Consider the following 13,869-nt stretch of genomic DNA (forward strand, 5'->3'; position numbering starts at 1 on the left):
ACCCGGCTTGCGCTTCTACCTGACCACTCACAAACGCCACTGGGTCCGGCTGACCAAGGTGCCGCTGTTCCTGAAGTCCGAGCACTTAGTCAACGCGGTCAAGCTGGATGAGGCGCGCGGCCCGTACGCGGTGGACTCCGGCGGATTCTCGGAGCTCCAGCGCCACGGCCGATGGACGCGCACCCCGCGCCAGTACATCGAGGACCTACGCCGCATCTGGGAATGCGTCGGCCCCTACGACTGGGCTGCCCCGCAGGACTGGATGTGCGAAGACCTCATCATCCACGGCGGCACGGCAGGACCGAACGTCTTCGTCGGCACCCACCTCAGCGTGCCGGAACACATCCGCCGCACCGTCGCCAACTTCAACGAACTACGCTCCCTCGCCCCCGAGCTGCGCATAGCCCCGGTCCTTCAGGGGCGAACGGTCGCGGACTACGAACGGTGCGCGGACCTGTACGAGCACGCCGGGGTCGACCTGACCCACGAACCCACGGTCGGCCTCGGCTCGGTCTGCCGCCTCCAGTCCACCCGCGAGGGAGCGGCCATCGTGACCGCCATGGCCGCACGAGGGCTGAAGCTGCACGGCTTCGGCTTCAAGACTCTCGGCCTCGAACGGGTCGGCCACCTGCTCGCATCAGCCGATTCCGCCGCATGGAGCTATCACGCCCGCCGCAGGCCCCCGCTGCCCGGCCACACACACAAGAACTGCGCCAACTGCCTCGACTACGCCCTGCGCTGGCGTACCCGCGTCCTGGCCAGCCTCCCGCCCTGGCAACAACCCTTCCTCGACGCAGCCTGACGAAAGGAAGCCATGTTCGAGATCCGTATCATCTGCGACCCGGCCGATGCCGACCGCGTCACCACCGCGCTCAGCGGCGCGTTCGCTACCGGCACCGTACGCACCGACCCCACTCGCGACGGCGAGCGCACCCGCCTGTACGTCACTGCCGACCACCGCCCCGAGCCGGAGCCGTGGCCGACACCGGAAGAGGCGTACACCCTCGCCCCGAGCATCGTCAGCGAGATCGGATGGACCGCACGGGCGGCAGCCGACCGGCCGTTCTACGACGGGCTGAACCGTGAGTTCTGGCTCCGCAAGGCCGCACTGCTGGACCGGATCGCGCTGAGCGATGAAGCCGACAGCGTCACCAGCGACGCGGCCGACCTCGCCACCCGAGCCGCGCAGCGGCTGATGGACCTGGACAGCACGGCCGTCATCTGCGACGCGCGCCACTACGTCCGGCAGCAGTACGCCCAATGGGCCCAAAACCAGTAGCTACGCCCGAGGCGGGCGCCGTCTCTCCAAAGCCTGCGCCCGCCCCGGTACTCCCGTCCCTCCAGGAGAGCAGGAGATCTCAAGCATGACCCAACGAGCCTCATTCGGCGAGGGCCGTCCCGCCCCCGCCACTCCATCGAGCGCGGCAGGGGTGACGGCATGAACCGTCACCTCCTGTACGCCGCGCTGGACGCCGCGGAGCGGGGATGGGCCGTGCTCCCGCTTCGCCGTGGCGACAAGCGTCCGGCCCTGCACGGTGAGGACGTCTGCCCTGGCATTGGGGACTGCGCGGGCGGTCACCGTAAGTGGGAAGAGCGCGCCACCATCGACCCTGACCGCATCCGGCGCGCGTGGGGCGACCTGCCGTTCAACGTCGGCATCGCGACCGGCCCGTCCGGGCTGGTCGTCGTCGACCTTGACATGCCCAAGCGGAAGAGCAGTACGGACACGCCTAACGGCGTGACGACCTTCACGGCGCTCTGCGAGCGCGCCGGGCACGCCGTCCCCGCCACTCGCACGGTGCGGACCGCGAGCGGCGGGGTCCACCTGTACTTCGCCGCCCCGCCCGGCGTCCGGCTTGGCAATACGGCCGGACGGCTCGGCAAGCGCATCGACACCCGCGCGTGGGGCGGATACGTTGTCGCCCCCGGCAGCCTCACCCCCACGGGCGCCTACGCGGTCGTCAACGACATGCCGCCCACGCCGCTGCCAGATTGGCTGTACGCCCGCCTGGCAGCCCGTCAGTCCTTGCGGGTACTGACGGCTGCACCGTCTGCCGTTCGAGCCTCCCGCTACGCCGTAGCGGGCCTGAATGCCGAAACCGCTTCCGTACGGCAGGCTCCGGAGGGTGAGCGGAACGCCACGTTGCTCCGGGCGGCGCGAGCGCTGGGGCGGTTCATCGCGTGGGGCGACCTCCCCAGGGAGCAGGTTGAGGAGGCTCTTCAGTGGGCGGGGGAGCAGGCCGGTCTGTCGCCGCGGTCGTGTGAGGCGACCATTCGCAGCGGTTTGAACTGGTCGATTGCCCGCAACGGTCAGCGGAGGGCGGCATGAGCACCCCTCGTCGCCCCTCCCTGAAGAGCCTTCCCGTCACCCCGACCGGTCCGCGCGTCGCCGCGCAAGCCGCGCCCGGTCCGGCCGTGGGCGAGCCGAAAGGCGCCGCCGCAGGCGTCCGCACTGTTCTTCGCCCTGACCCGCACAGGAGTGACGGCCGGTACCCGGTCGCGTGGCTGCACATCAGCGCACCGCGTGGCGCCGTTCCTACCGCCACCTCGAAGTGCCTGTGCGGCAGGGACCGTAGGGCCGTCGGCCACTCGAAGGTGCTCGCCCTGATCGCCGACCACACCGCCCACCGCGACGTATGCCCGCTCCGCACCAACCAGGAAGGGAGGCAGGCGGCATGAGCACCAATCCGTCGGCACCCGCCATGGACGGCTCCGCACTGCTCGACGAGGTAGAAGTCTTCCACCGACGCTTCAACATCTTCCCCCTCGATGCCGCGTACGTCGCCGTGACGCTGTGGGACGCACACGCGCACTTGCTCGACTGCTTCGACTCCACACCGCGGCTCGCGTTCCTGTCGCCGGAGCCGGGCTCGGGCAAGTCCCGTGCGTTGGAGATCGTGGAAACTCTCGTGCCGCAACCGATGGTCGCGGTTAACGCCTCCGCCTCCGCGCTCTTCCGCGCGGTGTCCGGGATGGAGGGACGGCCGACAATCCTGTTCGACGAGATCGATACCGTCTTCGGGCCCAAGGCCGGAGAGAACGAACAGCTCCGCGGGTTCCTGAATGCCGGTCACCGGCGCTCCGGCGTCATGTGGCGCTGCGTGGGCGACGGGGCCAACCAACAGGTGCAGGAGTTCCCGTCGTTCTGCGGAGTCGCGGTCGCCGGACTCGGCTCGCTGCCGGACACGATCCTGACCCGCTCCGTCATCGTCCGCATGCGCCGCCGCGCACCGAACGAGCGGGTAGAGCCGTTCCGCCAGCGCATCCACGAGAAGGAAGGGCACGCGCTGCGCGACCGGCTCGCCGAATGGGCACAGTCCGTTCGCCACCTGGTCGACGGGGTGTTCCCGGAGCTCCCGGAGGGCATCAGCGACCGGCCCGCGGACGTATGGGAACCCCTGCTTGCCATCGCGGACGCGGCCGGCGGCACGTGGCCGGAGCGGGCCCGCGCCGCGTGCATCGAGTTGGTGAACGCGGCCAAGACCAGCGACAAGGGCAGCATCGGTATCCGTCTGCTCATGGACCTGCGCGACTACGTGTTCAACGGCATCGACCGCCTGCCCACCGTCGCCATCCTCGACAGGCTCCACAGCCTCGAAGAGGCGCCGTGGGCGGACATGAGCGGCAAGCCGCTCGATGCCCGCGGGCTGTCGCGGATGCTGCGGGAGTACATGACCGCGGACAACACCCCTATCGCGGCCCGCAACATCAAAGCCGGCGGCAGCGTCATGAAGGGCTACTACGCGAGCGATCTGAACGACGCGTGGCAGCGCTACTGCCCACCCCCCGCGGAAAGTCCGCTACTTCCGCTACCTCCGCTACCGGGCAGCTCAGAGGCGGTTTCCGGGTAGCGGCAAGCCGCTTCGCATCCGCTACCGCGACGCCCTATCCGCTACCCGCACCCCTATCCGCTACCTCGATCATGCCCCTGACCAGGGCGGTAGCGGAGGTAGCGGAAGTAGCGGACCTGACAGGAAGGGGGCCACCGCCCCCGGCCCCCTGCCGAGGAGGCACTGCCGCATGACCACCGTTGCCGAACCCGCCGAACAGCTCCTCTACCGCCCCGAGGAGGCGGCCCAGGCTCTCAGGATTGGACGCTCGACGGTCTACGAGGAGATACGCCTCGGACGACTTCAGACAGTCCGTATCGGCCGTCGGCGGCTCATCCCGCCCGAGTACATCGCGCAGTACGTCGAACTGCTCAAGAGCGAGGCAGAAGCCGCTGCTTGACCCTACCCCGTTCGTTCGTATCAACCGGGCCGCGCCATCGGGCGCGGCCCGCTCGTTTGGAGAACACCACATTGACCGAGACCCCGAATAGTGCCCGCAGGGTTGGCCACGGTGAAGACACGATCTATTGGGACGCGGCGAAGAACCGATACGTAGGCGCTGTGTCTCTCGGGTACGCCCCGAACGGAAAGCGCCGTCGACCGAAGGTGTACGGCAAGACCAAGACCGAGGTCCGCCAGAAGATCCGAGATCTGAAGAAAGAAGTGCAGTCGGGCGTCAAGACGCCGGCCAACTACACCGTGGCCGACGCGGTGAACGACTGGCTGGAACGCGGGCTCAAGGGACGCGACGAGAAGGGCACCATCGGCAAGAACCGCGCGATGGCGAACAAGCACCTCCTCCCGTTCATGGGCAAGGCCAAGCTGAAGGATCTCAGCGCGGACGATGTCGACGACTGGTTGGACGGCAGGGCCGAATTCCTCGCGACGCGAAGCCTGCGTGACCTGCTCGCCATCCTGCGCCGTTCCATCGAACACGCTCAGCGCAGGGACAAGGCCGCGCGCAACGTCGCCCTGCTCGTCACCGCGCCGGAGGGGCGCCCCGGACGTCCGAGCAAGGCGCTGAACCTGGAGCAGGCGAAAGCCGTGCTCACTGCCGCACGCCCGTCACGGCTGTACGCCTATCTCGTGCTCTCGCTCCTCAGCGGCGTACGCACGGAAGAGGCGCGACCCCTTACCTGGGACCATGTGTTCCTGGATACGGCGGATGGCGTCCCGCCTCACGTGGCCGTGTGGCGCTCGGTGCGCAAGCACGGAGAGACCAAGACCAGAAAGAGCCGTCGGACCATCGCCCTGCCAATGCAGGTGGTCGCAGTCCTCGAAGAGCACAAGCGGTGGCAGAAGCAGGAGCGGGCATCGAGAGGGATGGAGTGGAGCCCGGCAGGGCGCGTCTTCACGACCCGGAGCGGTGAGCCGCTCGACGCGGCGAACGTCCGACGCGATTTCAAGGGGATCGTTAAGAGGGCCGGATTGGAGCCGGAGTGGACGCCGCGGGAGCTGCGGCACAGCTTCGTCTCGCTGCTCTCGGATCATGGCATCCCGCTAGAGCGCATAGCGCAGCTTGTCGGGCACACCAGCCAGGCGACGACGGAGGCCGTCTACCGCAAGCAGCTCCGGCCGGTCATCACTGAGGGTGCGGAGGCCATGGACGTGATCTTTGCGCGGCGACGGGAGCGGACCGAGCGCGGGGCTTGATCAGAATCCGTTGGCCCCCTGTTTGGCCCCCCAAGCACGCCAGAGGCCACCTACCAAAATTGGTAGGTGGCCTCTGACCAGCGTCGGGGTGGCGGGATTTGAACCCACGACCTCTTCGTCCCGAACGAAGCGCGCTGCCAAGCTGCGCTACACCCCGATGTCGCTGCTTGTCGCGGCGACGACGTTTACTTTAGCCCACCGGTGGCTAGAGACGAAATCCGGTTTTGCCGCGGCGGCGGATCGGGTTCGGGCGGGCGTGGTCGAGGGCCACCAGGAGGACGGCCACACCGTAGAAGGCGAGGCCCAGCAGGAGGGCGTTGGCGAGGGTGTCGCGGTAGCCCTGCTGTTCGACGTCCAGGAACGGGTAGAGGTAGCGGTCGGTCGTGCCGGGGATCAGGAGTTCGCCCCGGCCGAGGGAGAAGACCAGGTAGGCCAGGGGATAGAGGAGCCAGGCTGCTGTCTGGCGCAGGTGCAGGCGGCCCGGGGCGGTGAGTACGAGCCAGTCCACGAGCGCCGCCGCCGGGGTGACCGTGTGGAGGAGCTGGAGCACGATCCACTGGCCGTGCCAGGCCGCCGGCGGCTCCGTCGCGCCGGTCATCGAGAACGGGGGCGTCGTGTGGTCCAGCAGTACGTGGTACACCAGGCCCGTCATCGTGACGTACAGAAGTGTGGCGCCCGTCACTGAGGATGGCAGAGGGCGGCGGGCCGTCCAGGCTCGGTGGGCCGCTGCGACCATGATCACCGCGAGCAGCGCGTTGCTCTGGATGCTGAAGTAGCTCAGGATGCGGCCCGGGGAGCCCAGGAGCAGTTCGAGTGTCACGCCCGCCGTCGCCGTCAGGGTGGTCAGGAGGCGGAAGATCGCGGTCAGGGGGTGGGGAGTGGGCGCCACCACCGCCGTGGCCGGGACCGGTGAGGGCCGCAGGGGAGGCTTGCTGGGGACCGCGGGCAGGTCCGGCATGTCCCTGGGTATCGGTGCCGTCATGCCCTCACGCTAAGCAGAGTGGGCAAAACGGGCGATACGGGTGGGCCGGTTGGGTTACCCGCTCATCCGTCGGCGACCACGCCGACGCCGGTCCGGTCGAGTCGTCTCCATCTCCCTGACCGGTCGGCTCACCTCCGTCTGCCAGGCCATGCGGGAGGGGGGCGTACCCCGCCTTCCCCCCGCCGGACCCCTACTCCCGCCCCACCAACGTCAGCAGCGTCGCCTCCGGTGGGCACGCGAACCGTACCGGTGTGTAGCGGCTCGTGCCGCAGCCCGCGGAGACGTGGAGGTACGACGTCCTGCCCTCCGCCGTGTGCGTGGACAGGCCCTTCACGCGGTCGGTGTCGAGGTCGCAGTTGGTGACCAGGGCGCCGTAGAAGGGGATGCAGAGCTGACCGCCGTGGGTGTGGCCGGCCAGGATCAGGGGGTAGTCGTCGGCCGTGTACGCGTCGAGGACGCGCAGGTACGGCGCGTGCACCACGCCCATCGAGAAGTCGGACGTGCTCGAGGGGCCGCCGGCCACCTGCGCGTACCGGTCGCGCTTGATGTGCGGGTCGTCCAGGCCGGTCAGCTCCACCGAGATGCCCTCGATCTTCAGCGTGCCCCGGGTGTTGGTCAGGTTCAGCCAGCCCGCCGCGTCGAAGCCGTCCCGCAGGTCCTCCCACGGGTTGTGGATCGCGCCGACCACCGGCGGGTTGCCGTTCAGGCCGTAACGACCGCTGGCCTTCTCCAGCAAGTAGCGTGCGGGGTTGCGGAGTTTGGGGCCGTAGTAGTCGTTGGAGCCGAAGACGTACGCGCCCGGGAACTCCGTCAGCGGGCCCAGCGCGTCCAGGACCTCCGGGACGCCCTCCGGGTCGGACAGGTTGTCCCCGGTGTTGATCACGAAGTCGGGGCGCAGACCCGCCAGGGAGCGCAGCCAGCGCTGCTTCTTGCGCTGGCCGCTCACCATGTGGATATCGGAGACCTGGAGCACGCGCAGGGGCCGCATGCCCGCGGGGAGGACCGGAATCGTCACCCGCCGCAGACGGAAGGAGCGGACCTCGAAACCCGCCGCATACACCAGACCGGCGGTGCCGGCCGCCACGATTCCCAGGGGTACTCCGTATCGCGCGCGCATACGACCATCGTGTCAGACCTCCGGCCCGCCCAGTCACCGGCCACCGCTTGATCGACCGGCCCGCGTGCCGTTCGATCAAGGGACCCGCAGGCGGAAGCCCGGGCTGAATCACAGGACGGAGCTCGGGCCAAATCAAGGGGCGTCGGGGCTCGCACACCTGCGACAATCGACGGCATGACCACCATGCTCAAGTCGAAGCTTCACGACGACCTCAACGCCGCGATCAAGGAGCGCGACGAACTCCGCTCCTCGACGCTCCGGCTCACGCTCGCCGCGATCACCAAGGAGGAGGTCGCGGGCAAGGAGAAGCGCGAGCTCTCCGACGACGAGGTCCTCAAGGTGATCACCAAGGAGGCGAAGAAGCGCCGGGAAGCGGCCGATGCTTTCGCTCAGGGTGGTCGTCCGGAGCAGGCCGAGCGGGAGAAGGCGGAGGGCGAGGTGCTCGCCGCGTACCTGCCCAAGCAGCTCTCGGACGATGAGCTGAACGCGATCGTGGCGCAGGCCGTCGAGGAGGCCAAGGCGGCCGGCGCCGAGGGGCCGCGGGCCATGGGCGCCGTGATGAAGATCGTGAACCCCAAGGTGGCCGGCCAGGCCGAGGGCGGCCGCGTCGCGGCGGCGGTCAAGAAACTCCTTCAGGGCTGAGCGGCCCGGACTGCCGTACTGAGCAGCTCGGATTCCGGATACGGCAACGGGGCCGCACCCTCCTCCAAGGGTGCGGCCCCGCCGCGTAAGTCAAGGTGCGGCCCGCCGTACGGCCCCGGCCGGCTCAGCACTCCACCGAGCAGCCGCGGTCAAGGCTCAGTGACCGCCTCCGTTCCCCCGCCCGTTCGTCCCGCCGTTCGTCTGTCCCTGGACGAAGCCGCCCGGGAACGAGAACGACGGCGTCGGGATGCCTCCGCCCGTCGCGCCCCCGATCACGCCGCCGTTGTCGTTGCCCCCGTCGTTGCCCCTGTCGTGCTCGTCGTCCTTGTCCTTCTCGGGGTCGGGGATGTCGACGAGGTTGAAATCGAGGGCGGGCTTGCCCTGCAGCGCGCCGGTCATCATGTCCCGCCAGATCGGTCCGGGGACCTCACCGCCGTAGACCTTGGCGTGCGGGACGCCGCCGATGGTGATGTTGACCATCTGGCGATCGTGCGCCGGGTCGCCGACCCAGACCGCGCCCGCCATGTTCGGCGTGTAGCCGACGAACCAGGCGGCGTAGCGGTAGTCCGTCGTACCGGTCTTGCCGGCGCTCGGGCGGCTGCCCAGGCCGGCCTCCTGGCCCGTACCGTCCTCGACCACTCCCTTCAGCAGTGTGCTGACGGTGTCCGCGGTGTTCTCCGACATCGCCCGCGCGCAGGTCGACTTCGGCACCTCCAGGGACTTCTTCTCGCTGCCGACGGTCTGGGTGATCGACTCGATGGCGACCGGCGTGCAGTACATGCCGCGCGAGGCGAAGGTGGCGTAGGCGTTCGCCATCGTCAGCGGGGACATCTCCTGGGTGCCGAGCGCGATGGACGGGGCCTGGTCGATCTTGCGGCCGTCCGCGCGTTCCACGCCCATCCTCTGCGCCATCGTGGTGACCGGGCAGATACCGATGTCTGTTATCAGCTGCACGTAGTAGGTGTTGACCGACTTGGCGGTCGCCTCCTTCATGCCGTACGGCCCCTGCTCTTCCTTGTTCTCGTTCGTCAGCTTGTCGTGCTTGGTGTTCTGCCAGATCTTGCCGTCACACGCGGAGACCTGGTTCGGGTAGGGCATCTCGTACGGCGACGGGTACTCCTGCGTCGGCGGCTTGCCGCCCTCGATGGCGGCCGCCGCCACGATCGGCTTGAACGTCGAACCGGGCTGGTAGCCCACGCCGCCGCCCATGTCCTTGTCCACGGACAGGTTGATCTGCGTCTCGTCCTTGCCGAAGCCGTACGGACGGGACTGGCCCATGGCGAGGATCTTGCCGGTGCCGGGCTCGACGATGGTCGCCGCGGTCGCCACGGCGTCGCTCTTGTACACGTGCTGCTTTATCGACGCCTGGACCGATTGCTGCGCCTGTGGGTCGAGCGTCGTACGGATCGTCAGACCGCCCTGGTTCCAGACCTTCGCGCGGGCCTCGCGGGTCTTGCCGAAGACCGGGTTGTTGAGGAACACCTCGCGCACGTAGTCGCAGAAGAAGCCGGCGCCCGAGACGGCCGTGATGCAGCCGTTCTTCGGCTGGCTGGGGTGCAGGCCGAGCGGCGCCTTCATCGCCGTGTCGGCCTCCTGCCGGGAGATGTCGCCGACCTCGGCCATGCGCGCGATCACGGTGTTGCGGCGCTTGGTGGCCTCGGCCTCGTCGTTGACCGGGTCGTACCGGCTCGGCGACTGGACGATGCCGGCCAGCAGGGCGGCCTCGGGGAGCGTGAGGTCCTTGGCGTGCTTGGAGAAGTACCGCTGGGAGGCGGCCTCGACGCCGTAGGCCTGTTCGCCGAAGAACGTGATGTTCAGGTAGTTCTCGAGGATCTTCTTCTTGCCGAGCTTCTCCTCGATCTGGATCGCGTACTTCAGCTCGCGGATCTTGCGGCCCAGAGTCTGCTGCGTGGCCTGCGCGACCTTGGTCGGGTCGTCGCCGGCCTCCTCGATGAAGTAGTTCTTCACCAGTTGCTGGGTGAGCGTCGAGGCGCCCTGGGAGACCCCGCCGCTCTGCGCGTTCTTGTTCAGGGCGCGTAGGACGCCCTTCAGGTCGATCGCGCCGTGCTGGTAGAAGCGGGAGTCCTCGATGGCGACGATCGCCTTCTGCATGTACGGCGAGATCTCCTTGAGGTCCACCACCGTGCGGTCGCGGGAGTAGACGGTGGCGATCTGGCCGCCCTTGTTGTCCAGGATCGTGGTCCGCTGGCTCAGTTGCGGGCTCTTCAGGTTCGCCGGGATGTCGTCGAAGCCCTGGACCGAGCCCTTGGCCGCGAGTCCGAGCACGCCGGCCGCGGGCAGGGCGATGCCTGCCATGACGGCTCCTGCGAGCACACTGACACCGAGGAACTTGGCGGCCTGCTGCGTTGGCGACAGACCACCGCCCGAGCGCTTCTTTGGCATGAGGGCAGCCTACGTTCTCATTCGCCGGACACGCGTATATGCCTTGGCCTAAGCTGCTCTCAACTGTCACAGCAGTACGGCCACGTATCAATACGTCCGGCGACCCCGAATCGTTCCGGATCTTCTCGACTTTCTTCGACGGCTGTGTCCATCGGGCATGTCGGGGTGTGTTGGTGGCGTGTCCGAATCCGCCTCGTGTGTCATCCGGCGTCCGTTGTGACGCACCACAGCTGTCCCGGTTTGCCGGGATGATCGCGTATGTCGCCAGCTCACTCCCGCGGGTGATCTGCCGTTTACCCATAGTCCGTTCGGACCATTCAAGATTGGGCCCGAAGGGGGTGTTGCGCCGTGCCCACCTTCCGTAACGTCCTCAACTGGCGGCGGTGAATATGCCGCTGCCGCCGTGGGGGAGCCTCGATTCGGGAGAGGACGGCGCCGGTATGGGCTGGGTAACCGACTGGAGTGCGCAGGCTGCCTGCCGCACTACCGATCCGGATGAACTGTTCGTGCAGGGAGCAGCGCAGAACAGGGCCAAGGCGGTGTGCACCGGATGTCCGGTACGCACGGAATGCCTGGCCGACGCGCTGGACAACCGCGTCGAGTTCGGCGTGTGGGGAGGCATGACGGAGCGCGAGCGGCGCGCACTGCTGCGCCGGCGGCCCACCGTGACCTCCTGGCGCAGACTCCTGGAGACCGCGCGTCTGGAGTACGAGCGCGGAACAGGAATCGTGCCCCTCGACAACGACGAGGTGTACGAGACCTACGCGGCGGTCAGCTGAGGGCGTCCCGCCCCCACGCCTGCGAGGGTCGGGCCCGCCGACCTCGGGTCCGCCGACGTCGTCAGGCCTGTGGCCGGCCGAGGGCGCCGGTCCTCACGCCTCGGCAGGTGTCTCGGGCAGCTCCGGCCGGTTGGCCGCGAGCCGGTCCCCGATGTCCCGCAGTCCCGCGAGGTCGTGCACATCGCCGGGCAGCGCGGCCACTTCCACCACGGCCACCTCGGGGTGGCGCGCGGTGAAGCGGTCACGCGTGCGCTGCTCGCGTGAGAGCAGCTGCATACGGTCGGCGTGCAGCCTCAGCAGACCTGCGGTGAGCTGGTCGATGTCCCGGTCCGCGCCGGGGGAGTGGCGCTCGGATGCCGGAGATTCTGAACTGTCGTCCGTGTCGGGAGAGTTACGAAGTCCAGCTTTCCCGCCCTCCTGATCCACAATGCGGGGCTCCTCAAGATTTTCCGCGGCTGCGAGCGCCCGCTCGGCCGACAGCCGGTCGGCGCCGCTGCCGTGGACCCGGTTGAGGACCAGTCCGACCAGCGGCATGTCTTCCGCGGCCAGTCGCTCCACGAAGTACGCCGCCTCGCGCAGCGCGTCCCGCTCCGGGGCGGCCACCACCAGGAACGCCGTACCGGGCGCCTGGAGCAGCTTGTACGTCGCGTCCGCGCGCGTACGGAACCCGCCGAAGGTCGTGTCCATCGCAGCCACGAACGTCTGTACGTCCTTCAGCAGTTGACCGCCGAGCAGCTTGCCCAGCGTGCCGGTCATTATCGACATCCCGACGTTGAGGAACGCCATGCCCGCGCGGCCGCCCAGCTTCGCCGGCGCCGTCAGCAGCCGGATCAGCCGCCCGTCCAGGAACGAACCGAGCCGCTTCGGCGCGTCCAGGAAGTCCAGCGCCGACCGGGACGGCGGGGTGTCGACGACGATCAGGTCCCATTCGTCCCTGGCCCGCAGCTGCCCCAGCTTCTCCATCGCCATGTACTCCTGCGTGCCCGCGAAGCCCGCCGAGAGCGACTGGTAAAAGGGGTTGGCCAGGATCGCGGCCGCCCGCTCGGGGTCCGCGTGCGCCTCGACGACCTCGTCGAAGGTGCGCTTCATGTCGAGCATCATGGCGTGCAGTTCCCCGCCCGCCCGACTCCCGCCACCGCCCTCGACCGAATCGCTGCGTGATGCCCCTCGATCCTCGGTGCCCTTCACCCGGCGTGGCACGTTGTCCAGCGAGTCGATGCCCATGGACTGGGCGAGCCGCCGGGCCGGGTCGATCGTCAGAACGACCACCTTGCGGCCCCGTTCGGCCGCTCTGAGCCCCAGGGCCGCAGCCGTCGTGGTCTTGCCCACCCCGCCCGAACCGCAGCACACCACGATCCGGGTCGTCGGGTCGTCGAGCAGCGCGTCCACGTCGAGGACGCGCGCGGGGGAGAGGCGATGGCGGGCGGCGTCCTTCGCGTGGGCCGGGTCCGGAGTCATGACATCCCCTGTTTCCGCAGCTCGGTGGCGAGTTCGTACAGGCCCGCCAGGTCCATGCCCTCGGCGAGCAGCGGCAGTTCGTGCAGCGGCAGGCCCAGCTCCCCGAGGACCGCGCGCTGCTCCTCCTCCAGCGCGTACCGCTCGGTGTACTCCGCGGCCTGGGCGAGCAGCGGGTCCACCAGTTTCTCGGCGTTGCCGCCGCGGCGCGCTCCGCCGAGGCCGGCGGCCGACAGCGACTGGGCCACGGCGGAGCGCGGCACGGTCCCTACGAGATCCAGGTCGGTCGCGTCCAGCACCTGGGGCCGCACCATGTTCACGATGACCCGGCCGACCGGCAGCCGCGCGGCGCGCAGTTCGGCGATGCCGTCCGCCGTCTCCTGGACCGGCATCTCCTCGAGCAGCGTGACCAGATGCACGGCCGTCTCGGGCGACTTCAGCACCCGCATCACGGCCTGCGCCTGATTGTGTATCGGACCGATCTTCGCCAGCCCGGCCACCTCGTCGTTGACGTTCAGGAAGCGGGTGATGCGGCCGGTGGGCGGGGCATCCATGACGACGTAGTCGTAGACGAACCGGCCCGCCTTGTCCTTGCGCCGCACCGCCTCGCACGCCTTGCCGGTCAGCAGGACGTCCCTGAGGCCCGGTGCGATGGTGGTGGCGAAGTCGATCGCGCCGAGCTTGTTCAGGGCCCGGCCGGCGCCGCCCAGCTTGTAGAACATCTGGAGGTAGTCCAGAAGGGCCAGTTCGGGATCGATGGCGAGGGCATGGACCTCACCGCCCCCGGGAGCGACGGCGATCTTCCGCTCCTCATAGGGCAGCGCCTCCGTCTCGAAGAGCTGCGCGATGCCCTGCCTGCCCTCGACCTCCACGAGGAGCGTCCGCTTCCCCTCGGTGGCGAGGGCCAACGCGAGGGCCGCGGCGACCGTCGTCTTTCCGGTCCCGCCCTTACCGCTGACGACCTGGAGCCTGCTCACGTCCTTGAGACTAACCAGTCGGCCTGCCGGC

14 protein-coding genes and 1 tRNA gene are annotated in these 13,869 nt (G+C 68.9%); 9 read left to right on the forward strand and 6 right to left on the reverse strand.

Annotation, left to right across the window (positions count from 1 at the left end; translation table 11 throughout):
- Positions 1-7 precede the first annotated feature (7 nt).
- The 7 genes from IEZ19_RS30705 to IEZ19_RS30735 all read left to right on the forward strand — a co-directional run bounded on the left by IEZ19_RS30705 (position 8) and on the right by IEZ19_RS30735 (position 5,483).
- Complete coding sequence (locus IEZ19_RS30705; RefSeq protein ID WP_189314586.1) at positions 8-802, forward strand: deazapurine DNA modification protein DpdA family protein; 795 nt, start codon at positions 8-10, stop codon at positions 800-802.
- 12 nt (positions 803-814) lie between these two features.
- Positions 815-1,279 (forward strand): hypothetical protein, encoded by a 465-nt coding sequence (locus IEZ19_RS30710; RefSeq protein WP_189314587.1) that lies wholly within the window; start codon positions 815-817, stop codon positions 1,277-1,279.
- A 159-nt stretch (positions 1,280-1,438) separates the two neighbouring features.
- Positions 1,439-2,329 (forward strand): bifunctional DNA primase/polymerase, encoded by an 891-nt coding sequence (locus tag IEZ19_RS30715; protein WP_189314588.1) that lies wholly within the window; start codon positions 1,439-1,441, stop codon positions 2,327-2,329.
- Positions 2,326-2,679 carry a hypothetical protein gene (locus IEZ19_RS30720; RefSeq protein WP_189314589.1) on the forward strand — a complete coding sequence of 118 codons (354 nt, stop codon included), beginning with the start codon at positions 2,326-2,328 and terminating at the stop codon, positions 2,677-2,679. The genes IEZ19_RS30715 and IEZ19_RS30720 overlap by 4 nt, the downstream gene beginning before the upstream one ends.
- Entirely contained in the window at positions 2,676-3,851 is a 1,176-nt protein-coding gene (locus IEZ19_RS30725) for a DUF3631 domain-containing protein (protein WP_189314590.1), read from the forward strand. The genes IEZ19_RS30720 and IEZ19_RS30725 overlap by 4 nt, the downstream gene beginning before the upstream one ends.
- A 169-nt stretch (positions 3,852-4,020) precedes the next feature.
- The gene (locus IEZ19_RS30730) at positions 4,021-4,230 is read left to right on the forward strand and encodes a helix-turn-helix domain-containing protein (RefSeq protein ID WP_189314591.1); all 210 of its coding nucleotides are present in this window, start codon (positions 4,021-4,023) and stop codon (positions 4,228-4,230) included.
- 71 nt (positions 4,231-4,301) lie between these two features.
- Positions 4,302-5,483 (forward strand): site-specific integrase, encoded by a 1,182-nt coding sequence (locus IEZ19_RS30735; RefSeq protein WP_189314592.1) that lies wholly within the window; start codon positions 4,302-4,304, stop codon positions 5,481-5,483.
- Positions 5,484-5,566: 83 nt separating this feature from the next.
- Here the strand turns inward: IEZ19_RS30735 and IEZ19_RS30740 are convergent.
- The 3 genes from IEZ19_RS30740 to IEZ19_RS30750 all read right to left on the reverse strand — a co-directional run bounded on the left by IEZ19_RS30740 (position 5,567) and on the right by IEZ19_RS30750 (position 7,582).
- Positions 5,567-5,640, reverse strand: a tRNA-Pro gene (locus IEZ19_RS30740).
- A 48-nt stretch (positions 5,641-5,688) separates the two neighbouring features.
- Complete coding sequence (locus IEZ19_RS30745) at positions 5,689-6,465, reverse strand: Pr6Pr family membrane protein (protein ID WP_189314593.1); 777 nt, start codon at positions 6,463-6,465, stop codon at positions 5,689-5,691.
- Positions 6,466-6,655: 190 nt separating this feature from the next.
- Entirely contained in the window at positions 6,656-7,582 is a 927-nt protein-coding gene (locus IEZ19_RS30750; protein WP_189314594.1) for a metallophosphoesterase, read from the reverse strand.
- A 174-nt stretch (positions 7,583-7,756) separates the two neighbouring features.
- On the opposite strand from IEZ19_RS30750, the gene IEZ19_RS30755 reads away from it, so the two are divergent.
- Entirely contained in the window at positions 7,757-8,224 is a 468-nt protein-coding gene (locus IEZ19_RS30755; RefSeq protein ID WP_189314595.1) for a GatB/YqeY domain-containing protein, read from the forward strand.
- Between the two features lie 156 nt (positions 8,225-8,380).
- On the opposite strand, the gene IEZ19_RS30760 is transcribed toward IEZ19_RS30755, so the two are convergent.
- Positions 8,381-10,627 carry a transglycosylase domain-containing protein gene (locus tag IEZ19_RS30760; RefSeq protein WP_189314596.1) on the reverse strand — a complete coding sequence of 749 codons (2,247 nt, stop codon included), beginning with the start codon at positions 10,625-10,627 and terminating at the stop codon, positions 8,381-8,383.
- A 440-nt stretch (positions 10,628-11,067) separates the two neighbouring features.
- Here IEZ19_RS30760 and wblA point away from each other — a divergent pair, with 440 nt between their 5' ends.
- Positions 11,068-11,406 carry a transcriptional regulator WblA gene (gene wblA / locus IEZ19_RS30765; protein ID WP_189314597.1) on the forward strand — a complete coding sequence of 113 codons (339 nt, stop codon included), beginning with the start codon at positions 11,068-11,070 and terminating at the stop codon, positions 11,404-11,406.
- A 93-nt stretch (positions 11,407-11,499) separates the two neighbouring features.
- On the opposite strand, the gene bagB is transcribed toward wblA, so the two are convergent.
- Positions 11,500-12,864: an ATPase BagB gene (bagB, locus tag IEZ19_RS30770; RefSeq protein ID WP_189314598.1), complete on the reverse strand. Its 1,365-nt coding sequence runs from the start codon at positions 12,862-12,864 to the stop codon at positions 11,500-11,502.
- Positions 12,861-13,838, reverse strand: coding sequence for an ATPase BagA (gene bagA, locus IEZ19_RS30775; protein WP_189314599.1), 978 nt, complete (start codon positions 13,836-13,838; stop codon positions 12,861-12,863). The genes bagB and bagA overlap by 4 nt, the downstream gene beginning before the upstream one ends.
- Positions 13,839-13,869: the final 31 nt, after the last annotated feature.

The sequence above is a fragment of the Streptomyces brasiliensis genome (genome assembly GCF_014647875.1).
In the GTDB taxonomy this organism is placed as follows: Bacteria; Actinomycetota; Actinomycetes; order Streptomycetales; family Streptomycetaceae; genus Streptomyces; species Streptomyces brasiliensis.

Excerpts from the sequence above, each read along its gene's own strand:
- IEZ19_RS30755 (WP_189314595.1), top strand. The coding sequence starts at position 7,757 with ATGACCACCATGCTCAAGTCGAAGCTTCACGACGACCTCAACGCCGCG.
- bagB (WP_189314598.1), bottom strand. The coding sequence starts at position 12,864 with ATGACTCCGGACCCGGCCCACGCGAAGGACGCCGCCCGCCATCGCCTC.
- IEZ19_RS30710 (WP_189314587.1), top strand. The coding sequence starts at position 815 with ATGTTCGAGATCCGTATCATCTGCGACCCGGCCGATGCCGACCGCGTC.
- IEZ19_RS30750 (WP_189314594.1), bottom strand. The coding sequence starts at position 7,582 with ATGCGCGCGCGATACGGAGTACCCCTGGGAATCGTGGCGGCCGGCACC.
- wblA (WP_189314597.1), top strand. The coding sequence starts at position 11,068 with ATGGGCTGGGTAACCGACTGGAGTGCGCAGGCTGCCTGCCGCACTACC.
- IEZ19_RS30725 (WP_189314590.1), top strand. The coding sequence starts at position 2,676 with ATGAGCACCAATCCGTCGGCACCCGCCATGGACGGCTCCGCACTGCTC.
- IEZ19_RS30715 (WP_189314588.1), top strand. The coding sequence starts at position 1,439 with ATGAACCGTCACCTCCTGTACGCCGCGCTGGACGCCGCGGAGCGGGGA.
- IEZ19_RS30760 (WP_189314596.1), bottom strand. The coding sequence starts at position 10,627 with ATGCCAAAGAAGCGCTCGGGCGGTGGTCTGTCGCCAACGCAGCAGGCC.
- IEZ19_RS30745 (WP_189314593.1), bottom strand. The coding sequence starts at position 6,465 with ATGACGGCACCGATACCCAGGGACATGCCGGACCTGCCCGCGGTCCCC.
- IEZ19_RS30730 (WP_189314591.1), top strand. The coding sequence starts at position 4,021 with ATGACCACCGTTGCCGAACCCGCCGAACAGCTCCTCTACCGCCCCGAG.
- IEZ19_RS30720 (WP_189314589.1), top strand. The coding sequence starts at position 2,326 with ATGAGCACCCCTCGTCGCCCCTCCCTGAAGAGCCTTCCCGTCACCCCG.